23 protein-coding genes are annotated in these 25,850 nt (G+C 59.6%); 3 read left to right on the plus strand and 20 right to left on the minus strand.

Annotated features, from left to right (window positions below):
- Positions 1 to 76 precede the first annotated feature (76 nt).
- On the plus strand, positions 77 to 1,102 hold the full coding sequence (locus tag ACO08A_RS05085) for an AraC family transcriptional regulator (protein WP_422040114.1): 1,026 nt from the start codon (positions 77 to 79) through the stop codon (positions 1,100 to 1,102).
- 42 nt (positions 1,103 to 1,144) lie between these two features.
- Here ACO08A_RS05085 and ACO08A_RS05090 read toward each other — a convergent pair whose 3' ends face one another.
- The 6 genes from ACO08A_RS05090 to ACO08A_RS05115 all read right to left on the minus strand — a co-directional run bounded on the left by ACO08A_RS05090 (position 1,145) and on the right by ACO08A_RS05115 (position 7,820).
- Positions 1,145 to 2,449: a carbohydrate porin gene (locus ACO08A_RS05090; protein ID WP_422040115.1), complete on the minus strand. Its 1,305-nt coding sequence runs from the start codon at positions 2,447 to 2,449 to the stop codon at positions 1,145 to 1,147.
- A 36-nt stretch (positions 2,450 to 2,485) separates the two neighbouring features.
- The gene (locus ACO08A_RS05095; RefSeq protein ID WP_422040116.1) at positions 2,486 to 3,820 is read right to left on the minus strand and encodes a serine hydrolase domain-containing protein; all 1,335 of its coding nucleotides are present in this window, start codon (positions 3,818 to 3,820) and stop codon (positions 2,486 to 2,488) included.
- A 134-nt stretch (positions 3,821 to 3,954) separates the two neighbouring features.
- Positions 3,955 to 4,719, minus strand: coding sequence for a DUF3299 domain-containing protein (locus ACO08A_RS05100; protein WP_422040117.1), 765 nt, complete (start codon positions 4,717 to 4,719; stop codon positions 3,955 to 3,957).
- Between the two features lie 20 nt (positions 4,720 to 4,739).
- Positions 4,740 to 5,564, minus strand: a complete 825-nt coding sequence (locus ACO08A_RS05105; RefSeq protein WP_422040118.1) for a hypothetical protein — start codon at positions 5,562 to 5,564, stop codon at positions 4,740 to 4,742.
- 28 nt (positions 5,565 to 5,592) lie between these two features.
- Positions 5,593 to 5,952 carry a putative quinol monooxygenase gene (locus tag ACO08A_RS05110; RefSeq protein WP_422040119.1) on the minus strand — a complete coding sequence of 120 codons (360 nt, stop codon included), beginning with the start codon at positions 5,950 to 5,952 and terminating at the stop codon, positions 5,593 to 5,595.
- Between the two features lie 116 nt (positions 5,953 to 6,068).
- Entirely contained in the window at positions 6,069 to 7,820 is a 1,752-nt protein-coding gene (locus ACO08A_RS05115; RefSeq protein ID WP_422040120.1) for an amidohydrolase, read from the minus strand.
- Positions 7,821 to 7,993: 173 nt separating this feature from the next.
- On the opposite strand from ACO08A_RS05115, the gene ACO08A_RS05120 reads away from it, so the two are divergent.
- Positions 7,994 to 9,181, plus strand: a complete 1,188-nt coding sequence (locus ACO08A_RS05120) for a helix-turn-helix domain-containing protein (RefSeq protein WP_422040121.1) — start codon at positions 7,994 to 7,996, stop codon at positions 9,179 to 9,181.
- 39 nt (positions 9,182 to 9,220) lie between these two features.
- Here the strand turns inward: ACO08A_RS05120 and ACO08A_RS05125 are convergent, their stop codons facing one another.
- From ACO08A_RS05125 to ACO08A_RS05145, 5 genes are all read right to left on the minus strand, one after another.
- Entirely contained in the window at positions 9,221 to 9,766 is a 546-nt protein-coding gene (locus ACO08A_RS05125; protein ID WP_422040122.1) for a DUF3299 domain-containing protein, read from the minus strand.
- Positions 9,747 to 11,033, minus strand: coding sequence for an agmatinase family protein (locus ACO08A_RS05130; RefSeq protein ID WP_422040123.1), 1,287 nt, complete (start codon positions 11,031 to 11,033; stop codon positions 9,747 to 9,749). The genes ACO08A_RS05125 and ACO08A_RS05130 overlap by 20 nt, the downstream gene beginning before the upstream one ends.
- Positions 11,034 to 11,090: 57 nt before the next feature.
- Positions 11,091 to 11,603, minus strand: a complete 513-nt coding sequence (locus tag ACO08A_RS05135) for a hypothetical protein (protein WP_422040124.1) — start codon at positions 11,601 to 11,603, stop codon at positions 11,091 to 11,093.
- 12 nt (positions 11,604 to 11,615) lie between these two features.
- Positions 11,616 to 13,349, minus strand: a complete 1,734-nt coding sequence (locus ACO08A_RS05140; RefSeq protein ID WP_422040125.1) for an amidohydrolase — start codon at positions 13,347 to 13,349, stop codon at positions 11,616 to 11,618.
- Positions 13,350 to 13,580: 231 nt separating this feature from the next.
- A complete protein-coding gene (locus tag ACO08A_RS05145; RefSeq protein WP_422040126.1) occupies positions 13,581 to 16,253 on the minus strand; it encodes an AsmA-like C-terminal region-containing protein in 2,673 nt (890 codons plus the stop codon).
- A gap of 278 nt (positions 16,254 to 16,531) precedes the next feature.
- Between ACO08A_RS05145 and ACO08A_RS05150 the strand changes: the two genes are divergently transcribed.
- Positions 16,532 to 17,404: an NAD(P)-dependent oxidoreductase gene (locus ACO08A_RS05150; RefSeq protein WP_422040127.1), complete on the plus strand. Its 873-nt coding sequence runs from the start codon at positions 16,532 to 16,534 to the stop codon at positions 17,402 to 17,404.
- Between the two features lie 135 nt (positions 17,405 to 17,539).
- Here ACO08A_RS05150 and ACO08A_RS05155 read toward each other — a convergent pair whose 3' ends face one another.
- From ACO08A_RS05155 to ACO08A_RS05195, 9 genes are all read right to left on the minus strand, one after another.
- The gene (locus ACO08A_RS05155) at positions 17,540 to 18,178 is read right to left on the minus strand and encodes an HAD-IA family hydrolase (RefSeq protein ID WP_422040128.1); all 639 of its coding nucleotides are present in this window, start codon (positions 18,176 to 18,178) and stop codon (positions 17,540 to 17,542) included.
- Positions 18,179 to 18,316: 138 nt separating this feature from the next.
- Entirely contained in the window at positions 18,317 to 19,414 is a 1,098-nt protein-coding gene (locus tag ACO08A_RS05160) for a hypothetical protein (protein ID WP_422040129.1), read from the minus strand.
- A gap of 4 nt (positions 19,415 to 19,418) precedes the next feature.
- Entirely contained in the window at positions 19,419 to 20,876 is a 1,458-nt protein-coding gene (locus ACO08A_RS05165; RefSeq protein WP_422040130.1) for a DUF4403 family protein, read from the minus strand.
- A 645-nt stretch (positions 20,877 to 21,521) separates the two neighbouring features.
- Positions 21,522 to 21,749: a hypothetical protein gene (locus tag ACO08A_RS05170; protein WP_422040131.1), complete on the minus strand. Its 228-nt coding sequence runs from the start codon at positions 21,747 to 21,749 to the stop codon at positions 21,522 to 21,524.
- Between the two features lie 31 nt (positions 21,750 to 21,780).
- Positions 21,781 to 23,277: a S8 family peptidase gene (locus ACO08A_RS05175; RefSeq protein WP_422040132.1), complete on the minus strand. Its 1,497-nt coding sequence runs from the start codon at positions 23,275 to 23,277 to the stop codon at positions 21,781 to 21,783.
- Between the two features lie 65 nt (positions 23,278 to 23,342).
- The gene (locus ACO08A_RS05180) at positions 23,343 to 24,296 is read right to left on the minus strand and encodes a heme-binding protein (RefSeq protein WP_422040133.1); all 954 of its coding nucleotides are present in this window, start codon (positions 24,294 to 24,296) and stop codon (positions 23,343 to 23,345) included.
- Positions 24,297 to 24,323: 27 nt separating this feature from the next.
- On the minus strand, positions 24,324 to 24,647 hold the full coding sequence (locus tag ACO08A_RS05185; RefSeq protein ID WP_421981439.1) for a hypothetical protein: 324 nt from the start codon (positions 24,645 to 24,647) through the stop codon (positions 24,324 to 24,326).
- Positions 24,648 to 24,723: 76 nt separating this feature from the next.
- Entirely contained in the window at positions 24,724 to 24,858 is a 135-nt protein-coding gene (locus ACO08A_RS05190; RefSeq protein ID WP_422040134.1) for a hypothetical protein, read from the minus strand.
- Between the two features lie 19 nt (positions 24,859 to 24,877).
- The gene (locus ACO08A_RS05195; protein ID WP_422040135.1) at positions 24,878 to 25,645 is read right to left on the minus strand and encodes a hypothetical protein; all 768 of its coding nucleotides are present in this window, start codon (positions 25,643 to 25,645) and stop codon (positions 24,878 to 24,880) included.
- Between the last annotated feature and the right edge of the window lie 205 nt (positions 25,646 to 25,850).

Genomic DNA, 25,850 nt, shown 5'->3' on the forward strand with positions numbered 1-25,850 from the left:
GCGCAATCGCGCTTCCGATTGTCAGCGCCAGCCAATATGCTGTCATTTCGTGCCAAATAGCCTGGGGGAGGCCATTTTGAGCGAAGCCGAAGTCGACGCCGCATTGATCAGGGCCGCCGTGAAGGTGATGGAAAGCCGCGGCGCGGATCACGCCGACGCACTTGAGGCGGCCGGGCTGAACCCTGGGGACCTCGAAGGCTTCGACCGCCGGGTCCCGCTCAAGAAATCCGATGCGTTTCTGGAACAGGCGGCCAAGTATCTTGATGACGACCTGTTCGGTTTCGATGTCGGCAAGGCAACGCCCACCGGCACGTTCGGGGTGATCGCCTATCTCGGCATCTCGGCGGCAACGCTGGAACAGGCCATCCAGAACCACGTCAAATACGTCAACATCTTCGTCGACAGCTACCGGCTCTCGCTCGCCAAGACCGAGACCACCGCGAAACTCTCCTACCAGGAGGTGGATCGCAGTTCCTATTTCAAACGGCAGGCCAATGAGGCGGGCATGGCCGCGATCGTGTCGAACTACCGCTATGGAACCGGCAGGATCCTCAGACCGGCCGAGATCCATTTTCACCACCAGCGCACCGAAGCGCCTGCGGAGATGAAGCTCTTTTTCGGCTGCCCGATCTTTTTCGGCAGCGACATGCACGGGATCGTGTTTCACGCCTCGGATCTCACGACACCGCTGGTGCATTCCGACAAGGATCTGCTGGCGCTCATGTCCAATGTCGCCGACCGGATGCTGGAAGAGCGGCGCTCGGCCCCCAAGTCGTTTCTTGCCAATGTCGAGTTTCACGTGATCGACGGATTGCCGCGCGGCCAGAGTTCCGCGGGCACGGTGTCGGCCAAGCTGGGCATGACCGAGCGGACCTTCGCCCGGCGGCTTGCCGACGAAGGCACCACGTTTTCAGAAGTGCTCGAAGATGTCAGGCGCAACCTTTCCGAAGAGTACCTGCACAAGAGCGATCTCTCCCTGCCGGAAATCGCCTACCTGCTGGGCTACTCGGATTCCCCCGCCTTCATCCGCGCCTACAAGCGCTGGTTCGGCGTCACCCCCGGCGCCCGCGCCTCCGAAGTGCGCGGCCTGAAAGCGGGTTAATGCTGTTCCCGCAACACTGGCAACGCTGCGGGTATCTATGAATCACAACGCGATTCTTCCTCGCAGCGAAAACACGCCCAGCAAATCGCTTGCCGGGTCCGTCGCCGGATCGACGATGACCTGAACGTCCGGTGTCAGCGCGAATTGCGGCGTCAGCTGCATGCGGTAGAACGCCTCCACCGCATATTGATTATCAAGCGCCGCGTTCCACGGATCTCCCCAGCTGACGCCGATGCCGATGACGTCCGCGTCGTAGCCGAAGACATTTTCGAAACCGGCGCCGATGCTCGCGAACTGCTTGAGGGTGGTCGCGCCGCCGTTCGAATAGCCGTAACGGGCATAAGGCACGACATTGCCGAAGCCCTTTTGCGCAGAAGCGGTAAAGCCCCAGCCCTCCGGACGGCCGATCTTCTCACGGGCGTCGGAATGCCAGACTGTCAGGTGGTAGTCGTCATTTCCGGGCCGGAAGTCCTTGCCCGGCTCCAGGCCGAAGACGAAATCCGGAGCCCAGCCGACCTCGGCGATGGAAAAGAGTTCGCCGTCTTCGAAAAGCGTGTCGAAGCCGGGCCGGATGGGCGAACCGTTGGCGTCGAACACGCCGCCGACGACATAGCCGCCATTGGTCAGCCGTGCTGCAGCACCGAAGCCGAGGGCAGACGGCGGGAATGGGATCGTCGGATTGAAATTCTGTGGCTGGCCGAGAAAGGCGACGCGCGGGCTCTTGTACTTGTAATAGTCGAACACGGTGAACGGCGCGATCTTGCCGAAGCGCAGCAGGACCCTGTCCCGGACCAGGTGCTGCTCGTACCAGAGTTGCGACAGGGACGGATCCTGTTCGCCATAGCCGATGGCGCCCGACCAGATCGACCCGGCAGCCGGTGCGACCGACTGAGGTGCGGTGGCGTTCAGAAGATTGAACCGGGTCTCGAACTTGCCGCCGATCAGGCCCTTCGGCCCAGTGCCACCACGCCCGAACAGCTCCCAGGTAAAATCGAACTCCGCCTGCGCCCCGGACCCGGTCTGCCATCGGCTGTCGCTGGACGCGGCCTGCAGCACCTGGGTGTAGGCGATGGAAAACTTGATTCCGGCGGCATCGTCGAGGCTCTTCTTGAAAGCGCCCCACCGCTCCATGAAGCTCTGCGAGACCGGCGGGTCAAGCCGGCTTTCCTTCGGTGTGTTGGCGCTTTCGATAATGTTGGGAATGTCATCCGCGCTGCGAAAGCCGTCGTCGTCCGGGACCACGGCTTGGGCAAACCCGTTCGTGGCAGCAAGCACGCTGAGCGCTGCCGCGAGCGCAACTGCCTGCACCTTCGTTTCACCCATCCCCAATGCCAAAGGCCATTTCATCTTCATCCGCCGTGAGCAACTCTCGGCCAACACGTATCACTCCACAAGGTGCGCTATGATTGCATAGAACGTGTTGAGATGGAGGCCGTCATAAGGGTCGCCGTTTGACGCAGGCTGAGAGGACAGTTTGACAATCGCAATGTCATTGTTGATGTCGAGATAAATCCACTGACCGTGAATACCGATCGCCGTGAAGGCTTCCTTGCCTGGCGTATGCTTCACCCACCATTGCGCCCGGTAGCTCCACTCACCGCCTGGATGGTTGCTGTCGGCATCCGGTCCGTTTGCAAAGGCGTCGAGATCGCCACCCGCAGCCAGTTTTTCGATGACGCTCCTTGCGACGACTTGCTGGCCATTGAAAACGCCATCATTGATCATCATCGTTGCGAAGCGGGCGAGGTTGTTCGGAGTCGCGTTCAGGCCGCCACCGGCAACCAGCGTCGCGTTCTTGTCGAGAAGAACATAAGTCTCCCCTTCCGTCCCTAGCTTCGACCAGAGTTGCTCATACATCGCGTCCTGGAAAGACTGACCATTCACACGGTTGGTAACCCAGTTCACCACGTCGGTCTTCGGTGTCTGGTAGTGGAAAATCTCGCCGTGTGCGTGGTCCTTGTCGATCGGCAAGGTCACGAGATAGTCATAGAGATTGGACTCATACTCGATATCAGGCAGCGGCTCGGTCCAGCCAAGTGTGGCCCCGTATTTGCGCACGCCCGACTGCGGATCGGCATAGTCCTCGGTGAAATCCATGGAGTTGGTCATGTCCAGAACCTGGCCAAAGGTTGCCTCGCCGAAGGCCCCGGACGCCTTCAGTTCCGGGACATGCTCGGTAACCGGATCGTCTTCGGAAAGTTTGCCGGCTTCGACCGCCATCAGACCGAGAAGGCCTCCGAAGGACTTGGTGACCGACATCATCTGATGCGGCTGGTCGGCATTCATGCCGTTGAAATACCGTTCGTAGACGACCTTGTTCCCCTCGATGACGAGAATTGCGTCCGTGAAACTCTGCTCCAGCGCATCGGCCATGCTCAGCATTTCACCGGTCTCGGGATGCTTCACATCAACCGCGTCGATGGAGCCGTTGATCCTGCGGTCAAGATGCACGGGATACTGGGCAGAGCCGATCGGCGCTGACGGATAGATCATGCGCATGTGCTGGTAGGACCACCGGTTGAAAGGAGGGGTAAGAAGGGCGTTTTCCTTGGTGACCTGTTTGTCCGGAGATGGGGGAAACCCTTCCATGAGGCCAAGCTCGTCAGCCGTTGCGTAAGGATTGTCTTCCGCGGCAGAAAGAGGAGACACAATCGACAAAACCAGGCATCCCGACACCAACCCCTTCAGGACCATGGTTTGATACTTGTCCCGTCTCATTTTTCACTCCCTTTTTTGTTGTCTTCTTGCGGTCTCGCTTGACGGGAACCTGCCTTCAATCGGCACTTTCACCAATCCGAACGCTGCACCGGTCGTGCTGCCCGTCCCCACGGCCACAATCACGTCCATTCCGGTCAATTGACGAAAGATTCGACCCTAACAGCGTTGAGCGCATAGCTCGCTTGTACACCGGTTGCCGCACCGTCATAAAAAAGAACATCGCTCTTGGTATTTTCTGCGGCCAGTTCCCCCTCGATCCAGAAGGCATCGAAGATCGATGAAAAGGCTATCCCTTCCGGGTAGCTCACATGGACGATCTGGTTCGGGGCCGGTGTCGGTGTGTGGACACACGCTCCCGCGACGGGCACGAACAGGAATTCCGTGACCGCCTGGTCATTGAAAGCCAGAGGCACCACGTAACCCGGCAAGCGGATAGTGGCTCCCAGGATGTCCGGATTCGCCCCACGTGCAATGCGTCCGTTGCGGGCGATGATCTTCCGGCGTTCGCGCATCAATCCTTCAACATCAATGTCATTCGCTTCGAGCAACGTGATTGCCGCGTTGTGTTCCGCGATGAAGGCTTCGTCCGAGCGGGCACTGCGCTTTGACGTTCTCCACCGGACATGCGTGCGCATGGCTTCCAGAAGCGGCTCCGGAAGGGAGGCAAACGGTGCCTCAAGCGACTTCGCGACCGGCCGCAGGTCGGTCCAGGCAATCGTGTTGCCGTCCGTCGCAGCGGGTGCTGCGGTTGCCATGGATCTGGCAAAGGGAAGCGAACCGGCAGCCGCTTGAGGCGTCGCGGCCCTTTCTCTCAAGGATCCGGTTTCGACCGCGACACCCGGTGCAGAAAGCAGGGCTGCCGTGAAACAGGAAAGCACAAAGACGGATATCCGGGACATCTTGCTTCTCCGTTTCGCACTCAAGGAAAGAACACCGACACGCCGAACTTGACCTGTGCGTCCGCGCCGCCGTTCGGATGCGCGGCAAGGGCGTATCCGCCGAGATTGGCATCAACGGCGAACCCGCCGTCCAGAAGGAAGGTCTTGCCGACTGTCAGGCCGACCGGCACCTGCCAGCGGTCGCCGGCGTTTGCCGTCCAGTTGTAGGTGATGGAATTGTTGTAGCCGATATAGGAGCCGCCCAGGAAATCGGTGTTGTAGAAGACGATCGGTTGAAGTGTCGTCAGGTTGAAATTGTCTTCGCCCCAATGGTGGCCGACGATACCGCCATAGGAGAGATTTCCGGCGAACCCAAAGGCGACGGCGGCAAGCCCCCCGCCCCAGCCCGGACCACCGACCGCATCATCGGTGCGGCTGCGCAGCGACACTTGAGGGCCGAAACCGAATTTGATCGGTGCGTTTTCGATCTGCGGGACGATGAAGCCCTGAAGGACTATGTCGGAAATGCCCCAGGTATAGCCGGTGCCGCCGATCTGGTCCGGTCCGAGTTTCGGAAAGGCCGCGCCGTTGTGGACGCCGACCACCGGAATGACGCCCCGCGCGATGAAATTGAAACCGTTTTCCGTCGGGATCGAATAGACCGGCTGGATCTGGAAGCCGTAACCGGTCTGTTCATCCGCGGTTCCAAAGGCGATGGTGTTATCGGTCATGATCGCCCGGACATCCGCCAGCGGATCCTGCGCATTGCGGAGCGCCTGGCACTCCGCATCACAGTCTTCGGCCATTGCGAATGGCGTCAGAAGGCCCGAGAACACCATCGCACCAATCAAGACAACAGGTTTCATTACGTCGTATCCCCGAAGAACGCTCACGTCAGTCTCCCAGCCTTCCCTGCGCTATGCCGCCAATCGGCGTTCCGATTTCCGCGCCCATGGCTTCAAATCCGGGGCGACTGGACTCGCTAACGTCTGTCAACGTGACGATTTTTTCAAACTCTGCGAGTTCCATCAGTTCCGGCAAAAACGGTTCGATCAGGGCCTGGTGCCGTTCATGGGCGGCATCGTCGGTGTAGCGCTCATAGCCGTAGACCGTCTCGCCTGTTCTGGCGAACTCGTAGATCAGCAATCCGTCATCAACTCTGGAAGCATCAAGCATCTTCTGCGCCAGTACATCGAAGGCGACCTGGTTGGCCTGCGACACCTTCAGGATGACCAGGAAGGCAACATCTGCCATGGCTGCCGTGCTACCACCCCCCGCAAGCCAGAAAACCGTGGCGCATACCGTCAAAAATCGAAGACCCATACCTCCCCCTCTTCCACCGGGCTGCCATGTCCTCCGGCGTTTGGTCTTCAAAGCCCTTCTCGATGCGTGAAGCGGCCGTCCATGACTGTTCCAAGGACCTTGATGTCGGAAATATCGCGCGGTGCAACGGTGGTGATGTCCGTGTCGAGCACGACGAGGTCAGCGTATTTGCCGACTTCAATTGAGCCGATCTTGTCCTGCATGTCCTGCTGCGCGGCCGGATAGATCGTCACGCCCTTCAACGACTGCATGAGCGTGGCGGGCTTCCGCGACAGCGGGAACGGTTTGCTGTCGGGATTCATCGGGTCCTGGAGCGTCATCGCGATTTCGACGTTCAGCAACGGGGCAATCAGGTCGATCGGCGAAGACGGCACGTCTGCGGACAATGACACGTTGTGATCAAGCGCCATCAAGGACGAATACCGCCCATAAGTCGCTTCGACGCGAGCCCGGCCCAGCAGGTCCAATGCGTTCACATCCTGCGATTCCCAATCGACGTGAAAGAGCGGTGTCGTGTTCACCATGATCTCATTGTCGATCACGGCCTGATGGTCTTCATCCGACACCCAGAAATAATGATGCAGCAGGTTGTTGGGAACGTCGTAGCCCGCACCACGGGACGTGAGGATTGCATTCACGGTGTTACGGACCGTCTGCGAGCCATCCACATGAGTGCCGACCGGCAAGCCATTTTTGTTTGCCTCCAGATAGACAGAGGTGATCATCGGCCCTTCGATGGCAGCAGCGCCCCGGGTGTTCGAGCCGTCTGCGTAGTCGGCAAGCATCCACGCTGTTTTGGAACTCCAGTTGCCTTCCGGGTGGATCTTGATCCCCCAGACACGCAGCATGTCGCTATCGTATTGCTCCCGAAGTTCGAGCGTATGCGAGACGATGTCTTCGGCATTGGCCGTCGGGTCCTTGAAGCCCGTGGCAACGAACGTGCGGATGGTCAGGTCGCCAGCTTTTTCGAGTTCGTGCAAATGCGCGAGCGCGAGTTTTTCGTCCTCCTTGACCAGAGGCAGGTCAGTGACGGTCGGCATCGCCAGAAGGGGCACATGCACGGCAGTGATCCCGGTCTTGACCGACTGTGCATAAAGATCGCGCTGAATATCCGGAATCTCGCCTGCAGGATCCCAAGCACCGGCCGCACGGAAGGCCGAAGCCCATTGGAATTCAATTCCAATCCCTGTCTGGTTCCCCTCTGCATCGCGCTGCCAGAACATCACGCCCGGCACCTGGTCCTCTTCATCAGGAGAAACCTCGCCGACTTCAAACGCTTTGGAGTTCATCCAGACATCGTGGATGGTAAAGTCAAGAATGAACACGGGGCGGTCCGGAACGACCTCGTCAAGGTCCTCCTTGGTCGGCCAACCGCCATAGCTGACCTGATTGAACCCGAAGCCCAGGATCAATTCCTCATCAGGGTTGGCGTCCGCATACTCTTTGACTGCGGCCTTGGCGTCTTCAAGAGATTCAATTCCCATCAAGCTGACGCCGCGAGACGTCCACCCCGAAGCGACGATGTGATCGTGCCCTGAGACAAATCCGGGCAGAAGCGTGTCGCCGCCAAGATCGAAAACCTCCGTGTTGTCCCCAACCAGCGCTTCGGCGCCCGCGGCATCGCCCACATAGGTGATCTGATTGCCGGTCACCGCGACCGCCTCGGCGGTCGGGTTGTCGTCGTTCATCGTGAGCACGCTCGCATTGGTGAAGACCATGTCCGCGGTCTGCGCGGCCGCGACGGACGCGGAGCAGGCAAGCAAGAGCGACAAGAGTGTTGGAGACAAAGTTCTGATCATGCGTTTCACCGGTTCCAAGTCATAAGTTGATGCAGCGTTCTGGTTGAAATTATCCGCCTGCCGGCCTTTCCCGGACAAGTTACAAAGGCCAAGGAACCTGCCGAAAGGACAAATCCTGCCAAAACGCGAGCGGGAACTGATCTCCACATAACTTGTTGTTTTAATTTCTCTAAATGTTACTTGCGCAAGAAAGTGTTCAAAAACGCCCTCGAAGTTTTGCCCGGCTGGCAGTGCAGCACCAAAGAACCAGGCGGGGAAAGTCTTGTCATTTTTGCCATCGCTTCAAATCACGTCGTTTGTTTGAAAAATCAGACGTGCCAGCACTCGGTGGAAACGACACTCACCGTTGCATTTGGCCGCGTCCGGGATATTCTTTCCGCAAGAATGAGAGAAGCTTGCGTTCCTGGGGAGACGGTTTGGAAATCCACCCTTTCATCAAGAGACTTGCGTGCGAAGATGTCGAGGACTACAGCGATCTCTTCGACGGCTGGACGCACACGATCACCCAGATGCAGGCGGGCCGTTTCGGGTACAAAGGCCTGTCGGTCACGCTTCCCGGTCTCAAAGTCTTCATCGACAGGCACACGCGCTCACTGCGCTGGTGCGAATATCCCCATATCCCCGTCACGGCGATTTTCATTCCGTTGCAAAGTTCCGGCGAGATCCGGTGGCGCGGCCGGGAAATGTCTCAGGAAGACATCGTGGTGCAGGGAACGGGAGAGGAGCAGCATTTTGTCACCGGTGCCCACATGCAGGCGGTTTACATCGATGTCAGCGAGCAGCTCATGCGTGACCTCGGCTGGAGCGAGTTGAAAAACGGGCATGTGAAAATTGCCGCCAGGCCGCGCCAAAGGCTCGTCCGATACTGCCTTGACCTCGTCGCCTCACAGCAAAATCAAGCCCTTGCGCGGAACGCCTTGTTTCATCGGAACGCCCTACTGCGGATCTTGCGCGAGATGCTCTTTCCGGCAATGGCTGTAGGCCAAGCCGATGAAGACATCCGGCTTGAAATGTCGGACTTCGAGGTCCTGCTCCTGTGTGAAGAAAACCTGCGCAAGACCGGCATGACAAATCAGGTGACCAACACCGAACTCGCGAGCCGGATCGGAATTTCGGAGCGTCAACTCTACCGGGCATTCGAAACCCAGATCGGGATGAGCCCGACCCGATATATGGAACTTCTTCGTCTTCATGCGCTCAGAAGACACCTTCAGTCCGACGGTCGCAGAGGCCAACGGATTGCAGACACGATGGCCGAATTCGGCTTCACCAATGCCGGCCGAACGGCGCGGCGGTATGCAGAACTCTTTCACGAATATCCAAAGGAGACGGTGTCTCGGGGCCAATTGAAGGTCTCGTGAGGCACCGTCAGCCAGAGGCGACCAGCGCGCCAACAGGCCTCAGTCGCCGCCGGACACATCCGGGATGGTCGCCCGTGTGACGGTTTTGGCCTGAAGCGTGTAGGCGGTCGTTGCCAGATGAGTCTTGCTTTGCTGAAGCCGCAGCACGCCGGTCACCCAGATGGGATCCGCGGTGACATCCAGCCCGTCCGGAAACTCGACGGCGATCACCTGGTCCGGCAGGGGCGGCGGCGGATGGTTGCAGTCCTGACGCAGCGGCGGGATCAGCAGGAAGGTCTTTACATCCCTGAATTCGAATTCCAGCGGGTGGGCGTATCCGGCGATCCGGACCGCGCGGCCGTCCAGGCTGTCGGTGCCCGGCGCGCAGGTTTCGTAGCGGCGCGACAGCAATCGCGCCGAGCCCGCCTGCTGCGCGCATTTCGGCTGGTTCAGGTAGTTGTTGAGAAACGCGGCACAGGCGTCAGGCCGGTTTGCGCGCAGATCCGCCCAGCTGACCGTCACCGGGTCCGCCGCGGCGGCCCCGGTCAAGAGCGCCGTAGCAACAAGGGCGCCGGCAACCAGCCGGTCAGTTCTTGTCCTGGCCATGGGTGACCGTCAGCGGGCTCAGGTAGTGCGGATCGGTCAATCCCTGCTTGCGCATGGCAATGCCGGTCAGACACTCGCGGATTACCCGGTTGGCATTGAGGGCGGAGACATAGGTCGGGTCCATCAGCGGCGCAAGTTCCACCAGTTCGAAACCGACCACGTTCGATTCCGCGCAGAGGCGGCGGATGATCGGAAAGACCTCGCGCGGCATCAGTCCGCCGGGCTCCGGCGTTCCCGTTCCCGGCACGAAGGCCGGATCGAGCGTGTCGATGTCGAACGAAACGAAGATGTATTCCGGCCCGTCATTGGCCTCCTCGATCACGTCCTCCATGACCGCGTCGAAGCCCCGGCGCTCGATCTCAGCCATGGTGTGATAGCGAAAGCCATTCTCGCGCATCCATTCGAAGGCCTTCTCATCCGGGTAATAGCCGCGCAGGGCCACCTGGATGAAATTGCGCCCGTCAACAAGCCCTTCCTCGATCAGGCGATAGACGGGCATGCCATGATTGATGAGGTGGCCGAAGCCGTATTTGCCGGCGTCGTAGTGGGCGTCGAAATGCACCACGCCGACATTGCCTTTGCCGTAGACATCGGTCAGCGCTGCGACATCGGGATACATCAGCGAATGATCGCCGCCGATGATGAAGGGGATCACGCGGCTGCCGTCTGCGCGCTGAACTTCCGCGACCTGGCGCACGAAGGAGCGCACTGCGTGAATGGTGCGTTCCGTGCTCATCATGTCGTTCGGCGCGTTGCCGTAGTCCACGACGGTCATGTCCTGGAGCGGATCGACCATGACATGCATATGCGGCTGGCGTGCGCCGTAGCCGAGATAGATCGATGAATTGCGCACCGCGTTCGGGCCGCGCGATGCGCCGCGTGCGCCGCTGCCCATGTCGGTGAAGGCGCCCATGATCGCGACATCGACGTCTGCGGCGGCGAGATCCTCGGGCGTGAACGCCAGCGGCTGGTGCAGGAAAGTCGGCAGTTGGGCGTATCCCTGGCCGTAGAACCGCGCCGGGTCCACCAGACCCGGCGTGCGGCCCTCTTTCTCACCCTCGTAACTGGGCAGCGGCGTGCGCCAGGCATTGTAGGTCGGGTCCTCGGTGTCGAGCGGCACAACAGGCTGTTCGCCCTCCCGGATCGGCGCCTGCGTGCCCTCATATTCGTGGCCGAAATACTGCGCCGATACCGCCGTGGACAGCAACAGGGCACAGGTTGCGGCCAGGGCCGGCAGCGCGGTTCTGATGTGGGCATTCTTGAGCATGTTTCCCCCCATGTATGTTTTTGAAAATAGGCTCACCCGTGAAGCGATCTGCCCCCTTCAGAAGAAGACTTTCAGAGCCTGGTCACTCGCGTGCTGCTGTGTCCTGGCTAGGTCGAACGAAAGCATTTCGTCAAAGCTCAGACCGTCCCGCCAGACGCCTTTCAGGGCATTGACGCTGGTGATCAGATCATAGCGCTCGATCTGGCGGAGACCGGCAGCCGGAACGAATTCCACGCCAGACTCGCGGCTGAAACGAATGACGGCAACCTCGTCCGCGAGCAGGATGGTCAGGGACTGCCCCGGCTCCAGCCTGCTTTCCACGGTCGGTTTCATTTCCTTCGCCAGATCCATGATCCAGGCCTTGGACCAGACATGATAGGCCTCGCCGGGCCTGGCGTCGTAGACCCTGGCCGTGATCAGGCCGTTCCCGCGTGCGGCGAGTTCGGCCTCGTAGACGACCCTGGCCTCCGGTACCTTGGCGAACAACATCGCCCAGAGCAGCGGATTGCCACAGGCGAAACCGGCCGACGTGCCGGTCACAAGAACAAGAGCTGCCAGAAGAATACGCATACCCGGCCTCCCCTAGTCTGCCGTGCTGTCATGGGTGAGCCGGCCACCCATCATGGTGTAAAGCACGTCGACCTCTGAAATGTCGTTCGGATCTATGTCGAGAAGGTTCTCGTTCAGCACCACGAGATCGGCTTTCTTGCCGACTTCCAGGCTGCCAATGTCGTCGGCCATGCCCATGCCGTGCGCCGCGTTGATCGTGTGGGCTCGAAGGGCTTGATCAAGTGTCAACCGCGCGCTCTCGCCACCAAGAGGCGGTACATCCTTGCGGCCGTCAAGCTGACGCAGGACAGCGGCCTCAATACTCGAAAGCGGGCGGTACTCGGAAACATAGCCCGAAACCGGCCAGTCCGACCCAAGCGAGAACGAACCGCCGGCGGCAATGACGTTCGCGGCCGGAAATGCGTTGTCCCTTCGCTCTTCACCGACACGGCTGTTTGCGATCGTTTGCATCAGCGGGTCCAGACTCATCCACGCTCCTGACGAATCGTAAGTCACGCCCAGCTCACCAAACCTTTCGAAGTCGTCCGGGTGAATGTAGACCCCGTGCGTGATCTTGTGATGCCGGTCTCGCGGAGGGTTGGCTTCGATCGCGGCTTCGATTGCATCGAGCACTTTCCGGACTGCGAGATCGCCGAAACAGTGGCATGTCACGTCGATCCCGGCGGCATCGGCGCGAATGACCGCATCTTCCATGATGTCGTAGGGGATGATGGGGTTCGGAATGTTGTCGGGTTCGTCAACATAAGGATCGACCATCAGGGCAGTCCACTTGTCGTCCCCACCGTCCATGTTGATCTTGAGATACTTGGCCTTAACAAGCTCGGAATTGTAGTTCTCACGCAGCTCCATTGTGCCCGGGATCGGATCGATCGACGGATCGTTCCAGTACCAGGATCCCACGACCCGAATGGGCAGCTTGCCCTCCCGTTCGAACTCCTGCAGCATCTGGAACCCTTCGTCCTGTCCGAGGCCCTGAATGCCGTGATCGTGCACAGCGGTGATACCGGATGCAGCAAACCGGCCCATCCACATTTCGACACCTTCGGCGATGAACGACGGTTCGATATCGAGCAGCGCGGACAGAACCTGAAGCTGTGCTGGAACCTCGACGATCCAGCCCGTCGGATTGCCCTCGTCGTCACGCTCGAAAAACGCAAATCCGGGCACCGTGTCCGGCGTGTCCTTGTCGATCTTGGCCATTTCCAGGGCCTTGGAGTTGACCCAGGCCGCGTGTCCGTCAATGGCCCAGAAGAACATCGGACGGTCGGATTCGATCTCGTCCAGCATGGCCGCCGTCGGGTTGCCATCCGTCCACGGGTTGAAGCGCACGCCATATCCTAGGATCAGGTCGTCATCGTTGCTCTGCACTTGTTCCCGGATGCGCGCGAAGAGTTCATCCTTGTCATCGGTCTGCAAATCGACACCGAGCATGATCAGGCCACCGGCGGCGGCATGAATATGCCCGTCAACGAAACCGGGCAGCACCATCCTGCCCTCCAGATCGATCACTTCCGTGCCGAGGCCGATGACGTCGCCGAGACCTGCCGCGTCGCCGACATAGACGATCTCGTCGCCTTCGATGGCGATCGCCTCGGCCACCGTGCCGTTTTCGTCCATCGTGTGGATCTGGCCGTTGATCAGGGCAAAGTCGGTCGACGGGTTTGCCCTCGGGTTCTGTGCGAACGTGAACGTGGACGCACTCACCAGAAGTGCCGCCGTCAAGGTGATCAAGCTTCCAAAACGCATGTATTTCTCTCCAGCGCGATGACCCGTCGACCGCAATATGTTATAAGATTACGCTTCGTTCCCAATGCCTTAGACAAGCCGAGCGTCACACATCCAAGAGCGATTGTCAGGGTGTCAATCCTGACAAGGTCCACGCCGATCTTTTCCGTTTGCCGGAGCGGCAGGCCACGCGCGGCTGAAAAAGCGAAGATTTCCGTTGCCGTTTGGGCTGGGGCCCTTCGGCCGGAAAGACTACTTGGGACCGGAGTTTTTCGGCAGGGTGCAGGGGCGTGCCTTTTCGTCGATCGGACCCGAGCCCCTGAAAATGTGGCTGACGAGGTTGAGCGGCAGCGACACGACCTCGCCGATGGCCCTGCCCGGCCCGGCATCCTTGACGGTGACATCAGGCTTGCCGAGCGTGCCGTGAACCTCGAACGGCGAGACGATTTCGACAAGCTGCTTGCGCTTGGCGCGGGGCGCAAAGGAAAGATCCAGCGCGCCGGATCTCAGGTTCACGGTGCCCGCACCGACAAGCTGGACATTTTCCGTTTCAACGATCATGCGCTTCGACGTCGCGACGCCGTTCCTGAAATGCAGCGGCAGCACCGCGCAGACGAGCTTGCTGGTGTGGTCCTTGTTGCTGGTCACCAGCCAGGTGAAGACGTTCAGCCCGGTCAGATCCAGCAGCCGGTTCGGCAGTGTTCCGCCCCAGAGCGACGCCGACACGTTGCCGGACAGCGTCTTCAGAAAGCCTGCCTCGGAGCGGGCATTGCCGGTGACATCGAAGCTGGCATAAACGGTGCTGGAAATCGGCGCCGTCAGGCCAATCTCGCGCATCAGGCTCCTGAGCGGAAATTTCTCCATGCGCCCGTGGGCGTGGGCCGGGTGGCTCTCCTTGCCGAGATCGACGCCGAAATCGCCGCTGACCGTGCCGCCGATATAGTCGAGCTTCAGCCCGGCCAGCTTGAGGTGATCGGCGTCATATTCCAGGGTTCCGGTCAGGTTGCCGGCGTGTTTCTTGCCCGAGACGATCTTCTTCACGTCCAGTTCGACACGCGCACTCAGGGCGGCGTCGAACTCCTTGGTCAGCTCTATGTCAGGGCCGTTTTCCTCGCCGGTCACGCTCAACTGCGCGAAGTCGGAGAGTGCGGCCAGATCGATAAAGTCCATCTCCTGCGACGAGATCGCTCCGGTCAGCATCCATTTGCCGTCTGTCTCCGCCGGGCCGATCTGAAGGTCCGCATTCACCTGCGTTGCGCCGGAGACCAGATCTCCCGTGAAGTTGGCTCCATCCGAGGAGAGTCCGCTGGAGCCGGAGAAACGAATTTCGGGAAAGGTCCTGTCGGTCTGGATGCCGAGTTCGGCCAGCGCCGCTTCCGGCTTCGGCAAGGTCAGTTCGGTCGAGAATTCCAGTTCGTTTAGCACGCGGAATTCCCGGATCGCGAGGGCAAAGCCCAGGTCCATGAGGTCCGTTCCAGCCGTTTTGCCGCGCAGCTCCTCAAGCCCGAGCGCCCCGGAGGTCTCCCCGACAACCACCGTTCCCCTGACCGTGCCGAGACCCGGCGCGTCGCCTGCGGGCCGGTTGAGCAGAACGGCTGTCGGCAGCTCGAATGTGCCTGACAGCGAGACACCCTTGAGTGCCAGGATGTCCTCGACGTCACCCTTCATGACCAAGTATGGCGCGCCTTCCGGCCCGTCGAGGATGGTTATGTCCTTTAGGCCGATCCGGTTGCCGTCGCCCTTGATGATGCGCCCGACCGAGATGGGCCCGATCTCGTCGAATTCCAGCAACACGGCGTTCGTCGTCACGATCGTCCGGTCGATGGAAAGCGCCTCCACCGGTCCGCTGACCCGTCCGGAAATCTCCTTCAGGTTGATCGAAAGCGAGGAGCTCGAGGCCGCTTCGGGCTGTGCAAGTGTCGACGTGAAGTCCAGGTCAAAGACAGATCCCCGAAACACGTCCGAGACCGTTCCCTGAACATGGATGACATCGCCGTCGTCGCCGTCGAAATCGAAGGTCAGCCCGGCAATGTCGAAGCCGTCGATCGGGCCGCTCGACTGCCATGCCAGCGTTGCCTTGCCTTCGACTGCGCTTTCAAGGCCGAGCGACGCCAGCAACTCCGTCACCGAGCCGGATGTTGCCGACAGGTCGCCGTCGATGCGCGCGACCTTCGCCGAGGTGTCGACCGTGCCGCTCAGACGGCTCTCGAGACCAGGAAAGGCGAGCGTCAGGTCGAACGGTCCGCGGCCGTTGTTGTCGCGCACCCAGACCGACGAGGGCACCACACCCGAAACACTCAGGGGCGTGCCGTTGACGGCTGCCTCGATACTGACTTCCGTCGACGGCGATGTGTCGGTTGTCACCAGCTTGAAAGTCTCGATCCTGAAAACCTCGTTCCAGCCGTCTGACTCGTCGATGAAGCGGAACTCGACATCGGTCAGTTCGAGATTGTCGAAGATAGGATTGTTGAGGAGGATCGACAGCAGTTCGAACGACCAGGTCTGCCGGCGTTCGCCGGACGGATCGGCGCGGTATTCGATATCCGCACCGCTCATGCGGAAGTTTCGGATACCGGACACGTCACCGCGCAAAAGACCATAGGGTGCGTCGAATTCCACGGTGTCGAAGACGCGCCCCTCTCCCTTGGCGGAACCGGATGATCTCTCGATGTAGGTGTCCTCGATCTTCACGCCGAGACGACGGCCTGGCGTGAGCACGACCTGCCCGCGCACCTCCACCGGGCGGTCGAAAATCCGGGTCAGGACCTGAGCAGCCTGCTCCTGGCGCACGGAGGAATAAAGGTCCAGGGTCGCAACCGCATAGGCACCGGCCAGACCGGCGACCAGGATCGTCACCAGTGCCACGGCGGAAATCCGCAGCAGCCGCATCAGCCCGCCCGTTCTGTCCTCACCCTTGCCGCTCAAACCGCCGACCCTTCCTCAAATCGTTCGCGGCGATGCCGCCGTTTACAGTCTACGCCGTTTCGGCGGCGAAGGAACGCGGCATTCGACAGGGCGGCATAAAATCCGCGTCAGGTCCACCGCTACCCCGGTTGCACGGGCGCGCTAACACCTTTAAGTCAATTTGAACAAGACCGGCATTCCCGCAGGCGCAATGTCACACGGCGTCCCGCAACGGACGGCGGGACCCTTTCGAAAGGCCGGCCATCACGAGACACAGGTTTGAACAACGAGGACTTTCAATGGCAAAGGTTGCATTTCTTGGGCTTGGCGTCATGGGCTACCCGATGGCCGGATACCTGCAAAAGGCCGGTCACGATGTGACGGTCTACAACCGCACAACGGCAAAGGCGGAAAAATGGGCGGCCGAATTTGGCGGCGGTTTCGCGGCTACCCCGCGCGAGGCGGCGGCCGGTGCCGCCTTCGTGATGGCCTGTGTCGGCAATGATGACGACCTGCGCTCAATCTGCCTCGGAGACGACGGCGCGTTCAAGGACATGGCGTCCGGCTCGATCTTCGTCGACCACACCACCGTTTCGGCCAAGGTCACGCGCGAGCTTTACGACGTTGCCAAAGCCCGCGGCATCTCCTTTGTCGACGCACCGGTTTCCGGCGGGCAGGCAGGCGCTGAAAATGGCCAGCTCGTGGTCATGTGCGGCGGAGACCAGGCGGCCTATGACGCGGCCGAACCCTTCATCGACGCCTATGCCAAGAAATGCGTCAGGCTCGGGGAAAGCGGTGCCGGTCAGCTGACCAAGATGGTCAACCAGATCTGCATCGCCGGTCTCGTCCAGGGGCTGTCGGAAGGCCTGCACTTTGCCGAAAAGGCAGGGCTTGACGGGCGCGCGGTCATCGACCTGATCGGCGGGGGCGCCGCCGGCAGCTGGCAGATGGTCAACCGCTATGAGACCATGCTCGACGATCACTTCGATCACGGTTTCGCCGTCGACTGGATGCGCAAGGACCTCGGCATCTGTCTCGCCACTGCCAATGAAAACGGCGCCAGCCTGCCTGTGACCGCTCTCGTTGACCAGTTCTACAAGGACGTTCAGAAAATGGGCGGCGGCCGCTGGGACACCTCGTCCCTCGTCAAACGCCTTCGCAAGTTGGACTGAGGCGCCAGCAAACGCCGAAGCGCGGCGCTGGACAGCGCCTCCGGTATCAGTAGGTCCATCCGCGTGAGGGATCACGCGGGTGGTTTCTTGTAAGGAGCGGTACCGGTCTCGGGTATTGACAGAAGCCTATCTTGCCTATTCCGCTTCCAATCCTTCGATCATTCCCTTCAATCGGGACATCTCGCTGAAGACGATCGACCCGTCGTCAGACGTTGCGGCCGAATGCGGGTCGTAACGCAGCACCGTCATTCGGGCCGCCTTCGCAGCCTGAACACCGACGTCACTGTCTTCCACGACGATGCAGGCCTCAGGTGCGTATCCCATGCTGCGGGCCGCGTGCAGAAAGAGGCCTGGCTCGGGTTTCCAGATGCCGACGACATAGGAGCTGAAGGTGTTCGGTCCGAAATGCGAAGCCAGGCCGCTCACCTTCAGCGAATGGGCGATTTTCTGCGGCGGCCCGCTGGAGGCGATGCATCTGGGCCGGTTCAGGCTCTCCAGCATGGCAGCGGCACCGGGCACCGGCTGCAGCCTTTCATCGAACAGCTGTGCCACACGTTCGCGGTAGGTCACCTCGAACGTTTCCGGAAGTGTCCTGCCGATCCGTTCTTCCAGATCAGCCAGGGTCAGGTCGAGCTTGATGCCGCGGTAGCGGCGCATCAACTGCTCTGCCGTTTCGCCCAGTTCCGGCAGAAGATCGACAAAGGCCTGGTTGCACAGGATCTCGCTGTCGACGAGCGTTCCGTCCAGATCGAAGATGACGCAAGTGTCTGCCATGTGCCCGCCGTCGGATCTCGCGCGTTGTATTGCTTCAGCCCTTGGTAACGCCAATAACTGCAAGATTCAAAGGGAGGTGTGATTATCAGCGCGCGGTTCTCGCTCCTCCAAACTGCATATGTCGTGACAAATGCCGGTTCAGCCCGGAAAGGGTTGCCATTTGAGACACCGTCCCGAAAGAGCGAACGCGGTGATCGCACACAACACGAGGAGCACGCCGGCCGCCCCCTGAAGAACGGCTAGAACGATCTTCTCGGAGCCGGCCAGATCGAGATGTCTTGCAAATCCGACATACATGGATACCGAGCAGACAATCCCCGTCAATACCACGATCTGGACAAGGCGTGTGCGACTTGGCCGGCCTGCCAAGGGCCAGAACAGCAGGCAAGGCAGAAGTGCCGAAGCAGAGAGCGCTGCATAGGCGAGGTTGCGGCTGATTTCGCCGTCACTGAGGAAAGCTCCGTAAGCGTACCCGCAAATCGGGGCAAGCACGGCATAGAACAGTCGCCACCCTACGCCCAGCCGCGGCAGAAACGTCGCGGCAATCCATGTCGCCCCCAGCATGATGAGCATGTCGGGCGCAAACTGGAGCCGGTCGAATGCAACCTCCCGGTTTCCTGCCGCAGGGTTCGGAAAGGCGGTGAACAGCAGAAATCCGGAAAACATCCGAAACAGCGCCCCGACAAGCGTTGCAATGACAAGGGCCAACGCAATCGTGGCAAGCAGCTTGAGGGGGCGGCCGTCCGGCGTTCCATTCAGAACCATGCTGGCAAAATACGGCAAAGGCAGCAAAAGCAGCCACAGAGCGAAGAAAAACAAAGCCTGGTGCACGACGAGTGGATCGGATGGTATTGGCTTGATCCAGAGAGCCTCGCCGATATTGATGAGTGCAGCCAGCGTTGCGGTTACCAATCCGGTGACGATGGCAATCGCATCCTGCTTTGCGACGTCGCGGAAACTCACCGTCAGGATAATGACAGCGGCGGTGCCGATCGCAAGGCCCGCCAGCGCGATTTCAAAAGCCGCCGAAGGTTTTGAGACACCTTTGTCATGCAGCCAGAGCCCCATCTGCGCGAGGATCAATGATTTTTCGCCCAGGAGAAACAGGATGGCCGCAAGCAGGATTGACCATGCATGCCCCTGTACATTCCGGCCCTGTCCGGACCCGGTGTTCGTCTCTGGAACAGGCCCGTTGCCGGCAAGGGCCTGTCCCGTTCCGTTTTCGGTCTCGAGCATCGCCTCACCTCACAGGATTGAAGCCGACGACGCGTATGTTGCCCGTCGTTGAAATCATCAACTCAATGGAAGACTCTTCCGGCAAAAGACGCAGATCGGAGACGTCCAGCTCGCCGCTTCCGGTCATTGTGAACTCCGGCGTCAGATCGCGGTTGAGAGCTGCATTCATTGCCCTTTTCAACGCAGCGATTTCCCTGTTCAGTTCGACGGAGTACGTGTCTGCCAAGAAAACCGTGGCAGCGCTCAGCATCGCCGACTTCGCGATACCTGAAAGTCCGGCGTCGACCGAGGTCAGTTCGATATCGGAGAACTGAATCTCCTCGCTGACACTGTCGAAAGACGGTTGCGCGGAGATGCGGACCGCTTCCTGTTCAAGGGTCAGCGGACCTCCTTCGGCGTCGGCCACGACATCCAGAGACAACCGCGTGCCGTCAATTTTCGCACGCACCTTATGCACGGTGACGGTCACACTTCCCTCTTCGCCAAGGGAAAAGGCTCTGGGCAGCGATTGCGCTGCAATCGCGTTCAGCGTTTTTGTGTGAAGGCGCACCGGTACTTTCAGGGCAACCCCGGCATCCTTCATCGCCGTCATGTTGGGGAGCCTTGTCCTTGACGGGCCGGTTGCCTCGCCGGTCACTTGCGCGGTCAGTGCAATGTCCAACCGCGCATGAAGTTCGCGGTTGTCGAATGATGGCCCCGTGAGCCCCACGGCGTGTGGTCTCAGATGCAGATAGAGTGCGTCGTTGCCCGGCAGCTCCAGACGATGCGGTTTCTGGACAGCCTGCCAAAGCCTGTCTGCGGCAGACCTCAGATCGATCCGCGCCAGTTCTGCCTGCAAGCCATTTTGTTTGAAGTCGCTGATCGCCCTGTCCAGGGGAGGACCCAGCGTGCTGCCCAGTGTTACGGGGAACAGGTTGAACAGCCTGAACTCCGGGCGCTGTAGCCACCTGTATGAGATGTCCAATTCGAGATCCGGGGTCCAGTCAGGCAGGACGCGCGGGCGTGCCGTGATGGTCATCTGCGCGCGCGCGCGAACGGTCTGCCGGATGTTCCTGCCGATGTCACCGCGTCCCCTGACGGTCCCGGAGCCATAAGCATCCTGCTGCAGGGTGATTTGTCCACCACTGCCAGAAAGACGCAACGGGCCTTCGCGCCGAACCGTTTCGGAAATGGTGCAATCGATCCGCGGTGTGACCTCGACGCAGCGGTTCTTCATGGTCACCTTGAAGCCGCGGAATTCGGGAACCTTCGTGCATGCCCGTTCCGGTTCGACGCAGGTTCTCCCGTATTCGTTCTGGTGGAGTGTCGATGGCAACCGGCCATTTGCGTATCCCTCAAGATCCGCAAGGCTGATCGTGACCGGGACCGAGATCCGGCTTTCAGGAAGATCACCCGATGATGCCAAAGTGGCAAAGCCGGTCAAGAAAACGAAGGGAAATGAGAAAAGCAATGTGCGTTTCATAAAAGTCTCCATGAATTTGAAGGCATTCCATGCGGTCCCGGGTATCAGGCGTGATCCCGCAACGGCGGCGATCCCGATCCCTCCGTGCGTCGAGCCCGGACCGCGTCGAGTGGCTTAGTGCAGCGGATCATCCGGAGGATGCCTGGCGCGTGAACATCGGAACGTCGTTTTCGCCGTTGCCGCCGAGACCGGTGCAGTGCGCTTCACCACGGTCCGCCGCCCAGTTTTCAAAAGGGCCGCAGCCTGTCCCGATCTTCAATACTGACCGGCTGTAGCTGGGCTGGTCGCGCAGTCACGCCAAGAGGCTGGGGACCTTCAAGACGGACGTTGTCATTGGCCGCGATATCACCGGCGACAATCGTCTGTGATCCAACCAGCGAAAACAGTAAGAACATTTCTCGCATCATGAACTCCTGCCTGTTTTGAGACCTAAAGAGCAGTGCAACGGAAGACTGGCAGATCGTCAGCGGGAGTTAGGTGGCAATTGCCACATTGAGGAAGATTTGTTCGAAGAAAAATCCAGTCAGAAATCATCCGATACCGGAAAGCCCAACGCCGCTCAAAAATCCTGGCGAACAGACATCAGCCGTCGTGACGTACGCACCGTAACCGGGCGTCTGTCATCGATCCCTTTTACCGATCTGACTAACGCGGGGTTGATTGTGGAGAGTATCTCGTGATCGGCTCGATATGGAATGCCTCGCCGAGTACGGCCGTCACGGCCTCAATGGCCTCGTCGGACGCCTCGACAACCAATCGACCGAACTTTGGTTCGCCGCAAACCTCCACACCCGCGACGGACTGAACCTGATCGATCCAGTCCGCACGAAGCTGATCACGAAACTCGCGTTTTGCAGCGATCACATATTGCATGATGCAATCTTGCCGATTTCGCCAGGGTTGATCAATATCTGGGTAGCCCGTTCCCTTGATTTGCCCGAGGCAATCCAATCGTTCGACAGATCTGAGCAAGGGCCGAGCGCGCCGTTTGAGCACGAGTCAAATCTCGCGGCAGGCTTGTGTACAATGTGTCATCAGCCAGCGCCCGCGCAAGCGTTCCCGTCGCAATCGGCGTTGCCATTGACGTTCCGTCCAGCGCCGCATAGGGAGTCGTCAACCCATGGCGCGCCGGCACCGCTGCAACGATCCCCACACCAGGCGCGATGGCGTCGACCTCCGGGCCGAAACAAGAGAAATCTGCGAAGTAAAGCTGGTCCCGGCCGAACAGTTCGGGATCGTCCGGCAATGTATCAGCCGAAACCGAACCCAGCGGTGCCGCGCCAATTTTACCCAATGCGGAGATCGCGACTGCTTCGGGAAACGCCGCCGGGAACTCGACAGGCCCTGAAGAGTTTGCCGCGGCGCAAATACACAGTGTCCCCCTCTCCTCGGCATCCTGAATGGCGTCTCTGATCAGATCGGAGCCAACAGGGGCACCGAGGCTCATGTTGATCAAATCGCATTGCCTGTCTCGTGAGAGAAAGTCGATTGCGTTGGCAATGTCGACGTTCGTGGCGCCAGCTCCGGCGGGAAACACGCGAACCGAAAACAGTGTCACGCCTGGTGCGACACCGGAGATCCGCAAGGCACCGCCCGCGTTCCCTGCAATTGTTCCGCAAACATGACTCCCATGTATGTCGACATCCGCTCCGGCGCTCGGATCAAACGTGTTGGCAATGAAGGCCCCTTCGTCCGTCCCGCCAAGGTCAGGGTGAGGGCCGAAACCGGTATCGATCACACCAACACGGATCCCTGACCCAGCCGTCTTGTCGAACGATCGAAAACCGGTTTCCCGGTGCCACCAGTCAAGGCGCTGATTGCTGGGCAACGGCGGACAATCGAATGTGGCGTTCCCCGTGAACAACGATTGAAGCGGCCAGAAATCCGCATAGGGAGACGCGATCACAAAAATGGGCTGGAAGAATGCAGACAGATCATAGGTCACTTCCCCAGAGCCGTCGGTGACCCGGTCCAGTCGCCTCACCCGTCCCGTAAGCTCTCGCACGAAGAGCATAACGGTCGCACTCGCAAGAGGCTTGCCACGCCCACGCACCGTGAACTTTACCTGGTTTCCGGTGCCCGTCGGGAAGCTGCTGGCCGGTGAGACGACATCGACTGCCCGGAAACTGCGAAAAAGTGCATTGCCGTGCTGATGTTCGATCAAAGGCTCGACAATCACGTCGCCGGGTGCGTCGCGCTTAGCAGTTTGATAGTCCGTTTCATTTCCTTCCATAACGACGGTTCTTCTCGCTTGCCTGTCGTCAGGTTCACGATCTTGAAGGATCGGCGGATGGTGTCCGCTTGTCATGGTGGACAAAAATGATTTGACCGCGTTTCGCGACGCCTCCTTGTCGGTTTCGCGGAACTTGCCGGCACGGCGGTTTGCTACAACGAATTTCATGTCCGTTTTCCTTATCTTCGATTGAATGTATGTCGCCTATCGTTGCGACCACGAAACCCGGATGTTCAGGCCGGTACCTTCTCCAGCGTGTTGATGGAAACATGCGGCCAGCGGATGAGGCCGGGCATGCCGTCTCGGCGCGGAAAGAAATCCAGCATGACGATTTGCGAATATTGCAGGCGTCTTTTGACCACGCCCGGGTGCTTCTCGTCGGTGACTTCGGAAATCCAGAAAGTGGATTTCATGTCCGCTGCGTTGGCCTGTTTCACGATGAACGGGATGTTCACGATGCCGCCGGTCCCAAGCGTCGTGTCGAACACCAGTTCAGTGGTGTCCGAAAATGTCAGACCCTTGTTGGCTTCTTCCAGAAGGTCATTCGGTGCGGCGGGATCGAACAATCCGTTGAAAGGCTGATCGATGAAGTGCTTGTACGGCGCCAGGTAAGGGTTGTTGTCGACATCGGTTGATACGCCAATCGGCAAACCGCTTATCGTGGGAATGGACGGAGCGCCCGCGTGCGCCCGCCAGCGGCCGAGTGCCAGGACGGAATCACCGTGAGGGATTGTCGCAAGCCGCGCGATGTCCAGACCGTCGGTGGTGCGGTTGAGCATTTGCAGAAGCAGACCAGGCTCGTGGTGGATTGCCAGCCCCGGTTTGCCGGCCAGTCCGCTGTCCGGAGAGTCTTCGGCGGAGATCTGCTCGATGGTTTGCTCATAGTCGATCGCGACCAGGAACTGGTCTGCCTCATCCGGCGGAACGCCGAGCGCCAGGCCCCGGTTGGGCACACCCTTGTCAACGAGGCTGAACTTGAGCGTCTCGTTGTACTGGTTCATCAACAGGCGGTACTTGAACGTGCCTTTTTCGAAGGGCAGCGCAATCATGTTCCAGCCGCGCCCCGGCAGGCTTTTCCACGTTCCCGGCAAGTGAGCAAAAGGCCCGAGATCCGCATCGCCATCTTGCGCAGGAGCGAGGGTGCGGCCGGCGGATTTCATCACCGAAAGTGCTTTCTGGTCAGCCATTTTTCTCTTCCTTGAAGTCGATTGAAATTATGCGTCACTGGTTGAATACGGCATCAGGATGCCGGCAAGAGCGCCGACCGAAGCGGATGCGGTGGCGATCAGGATGTCCGGGATCGAGGTGTTTTCACCCGGATAGAGGGCAATGATGATTGCGCCGGCCACGGATCCCAGAAGCGCCAGCCCCAACGAGCCGACCACCAGTCGATAGACCTGCGTGTCCGGGACCGCTGCGCTCTTGATTTCCTCGAGTGCGTTGATCGGATCACTCTTGATCTTGCTTTCAAGGTCCGGATCTTTTTTCAGAACGGAAAGCAACTGGTTGACCGATTTGATAGAATTACTTCCAGACATAGACATGTTCCTTTCCTGGGTTTCAGTTTCACTCCGGCCGCCGGTCCGCCGGGTCCGGCGCGGAAATCCCGGTCTGTCAACTTGGAAATCCGACGATCGCCTTGAGGATGGTTGCGGGAATGGAGATGCAGCCGAGGATTTCGCTGGGTTTGGTAATGTCGGCCTTTGTGAGAACACCGTCCTCAAAGGTCAGATCCGTGACCTTCTTCACGCAGGCGGCGCGGCGAACATCAAACGAACTGACCTGCTTGGTATTGACGACATCGACCGTCTGCCGGGATACGAGCGTCCCGCCGTTGGCCTTGATTTCCAAGATAATGGGGCGTGTGGTCCGGAAGCAGAAACTGCCTTCGCACTGCCGCGCGACGGTGACGTTTTCCCGGACTTCCGACAGCCGGCTGCCGGGAAAGAAGGTCGCCCTCGATCGTCTTCAGAAACAAATGAAACGTGCCGGCACTGGCGTAACTCAACTGGCGTGCGGAGTAGGCGACTTGCCTTGGGTCATCCGGATCGAAGACGAGGTCAATGCTGAATGGCGGGGGAGACCTATCGTCACTACCATCATCGTCTTGAGTTGAAATTGCCTTTCCCACCTCAGTGAGCAGCGATGTCGCGGAACTGATAATGTCAGCGGTCTTGTCTTCGTTGGTGATCTTGGCCGAGTTGAGAAGCCCGTCTGCGCCGACGGCCAGGGTAAACTGATCGTTGGCGGTCGGAAGCTGTTTCAGGTTCAACCGATAATGCGCATTCGGGTCCGCAACTCTTTTTTCCGTCGCTTTGCCAATTGTCACCTTGCCGTCTTTGTCGAGCGCAACATTGAGAGAAACGATCGACTTGGGCAGATGGTAGGCCACATAGGGGGCATGCGGTTGTTTGTTTGCCACAAAACTGGATTCAACTGACAACGCAGTGCAACCCGCCAGTAAAAACGGCAGAGACAGAGTGTAACACCACTTACTGCGCGAAGCTTTCGCTTTAATAATCACAGGAAGCAACATCAACACCCGGGCCTTTCATGAATGCGAACAGTCTTTCCGCATCATGAATGGCAGAGCATCTACGTTACTTAAGTGGGAAATCCCACATTGGGCGGAATTTGTTTTGAAATTCCTGTTTCAACTGCGATCACGCGCGCCCGCCTGGTTTACCTCGAAACAAGGAAGCCCTGTCGGGTGCAGGGAGGAGGTCACGGGTCCGGTATGA

Source organism: Roseibium sp. (assembly GCF_965232425.1).
Taxonomy (GTDB): domain Bacteria; phylum Pseudomonadota; class Alphaproteobacteria; order Rhizobiales; family Stappiaceae; genus Roseibium.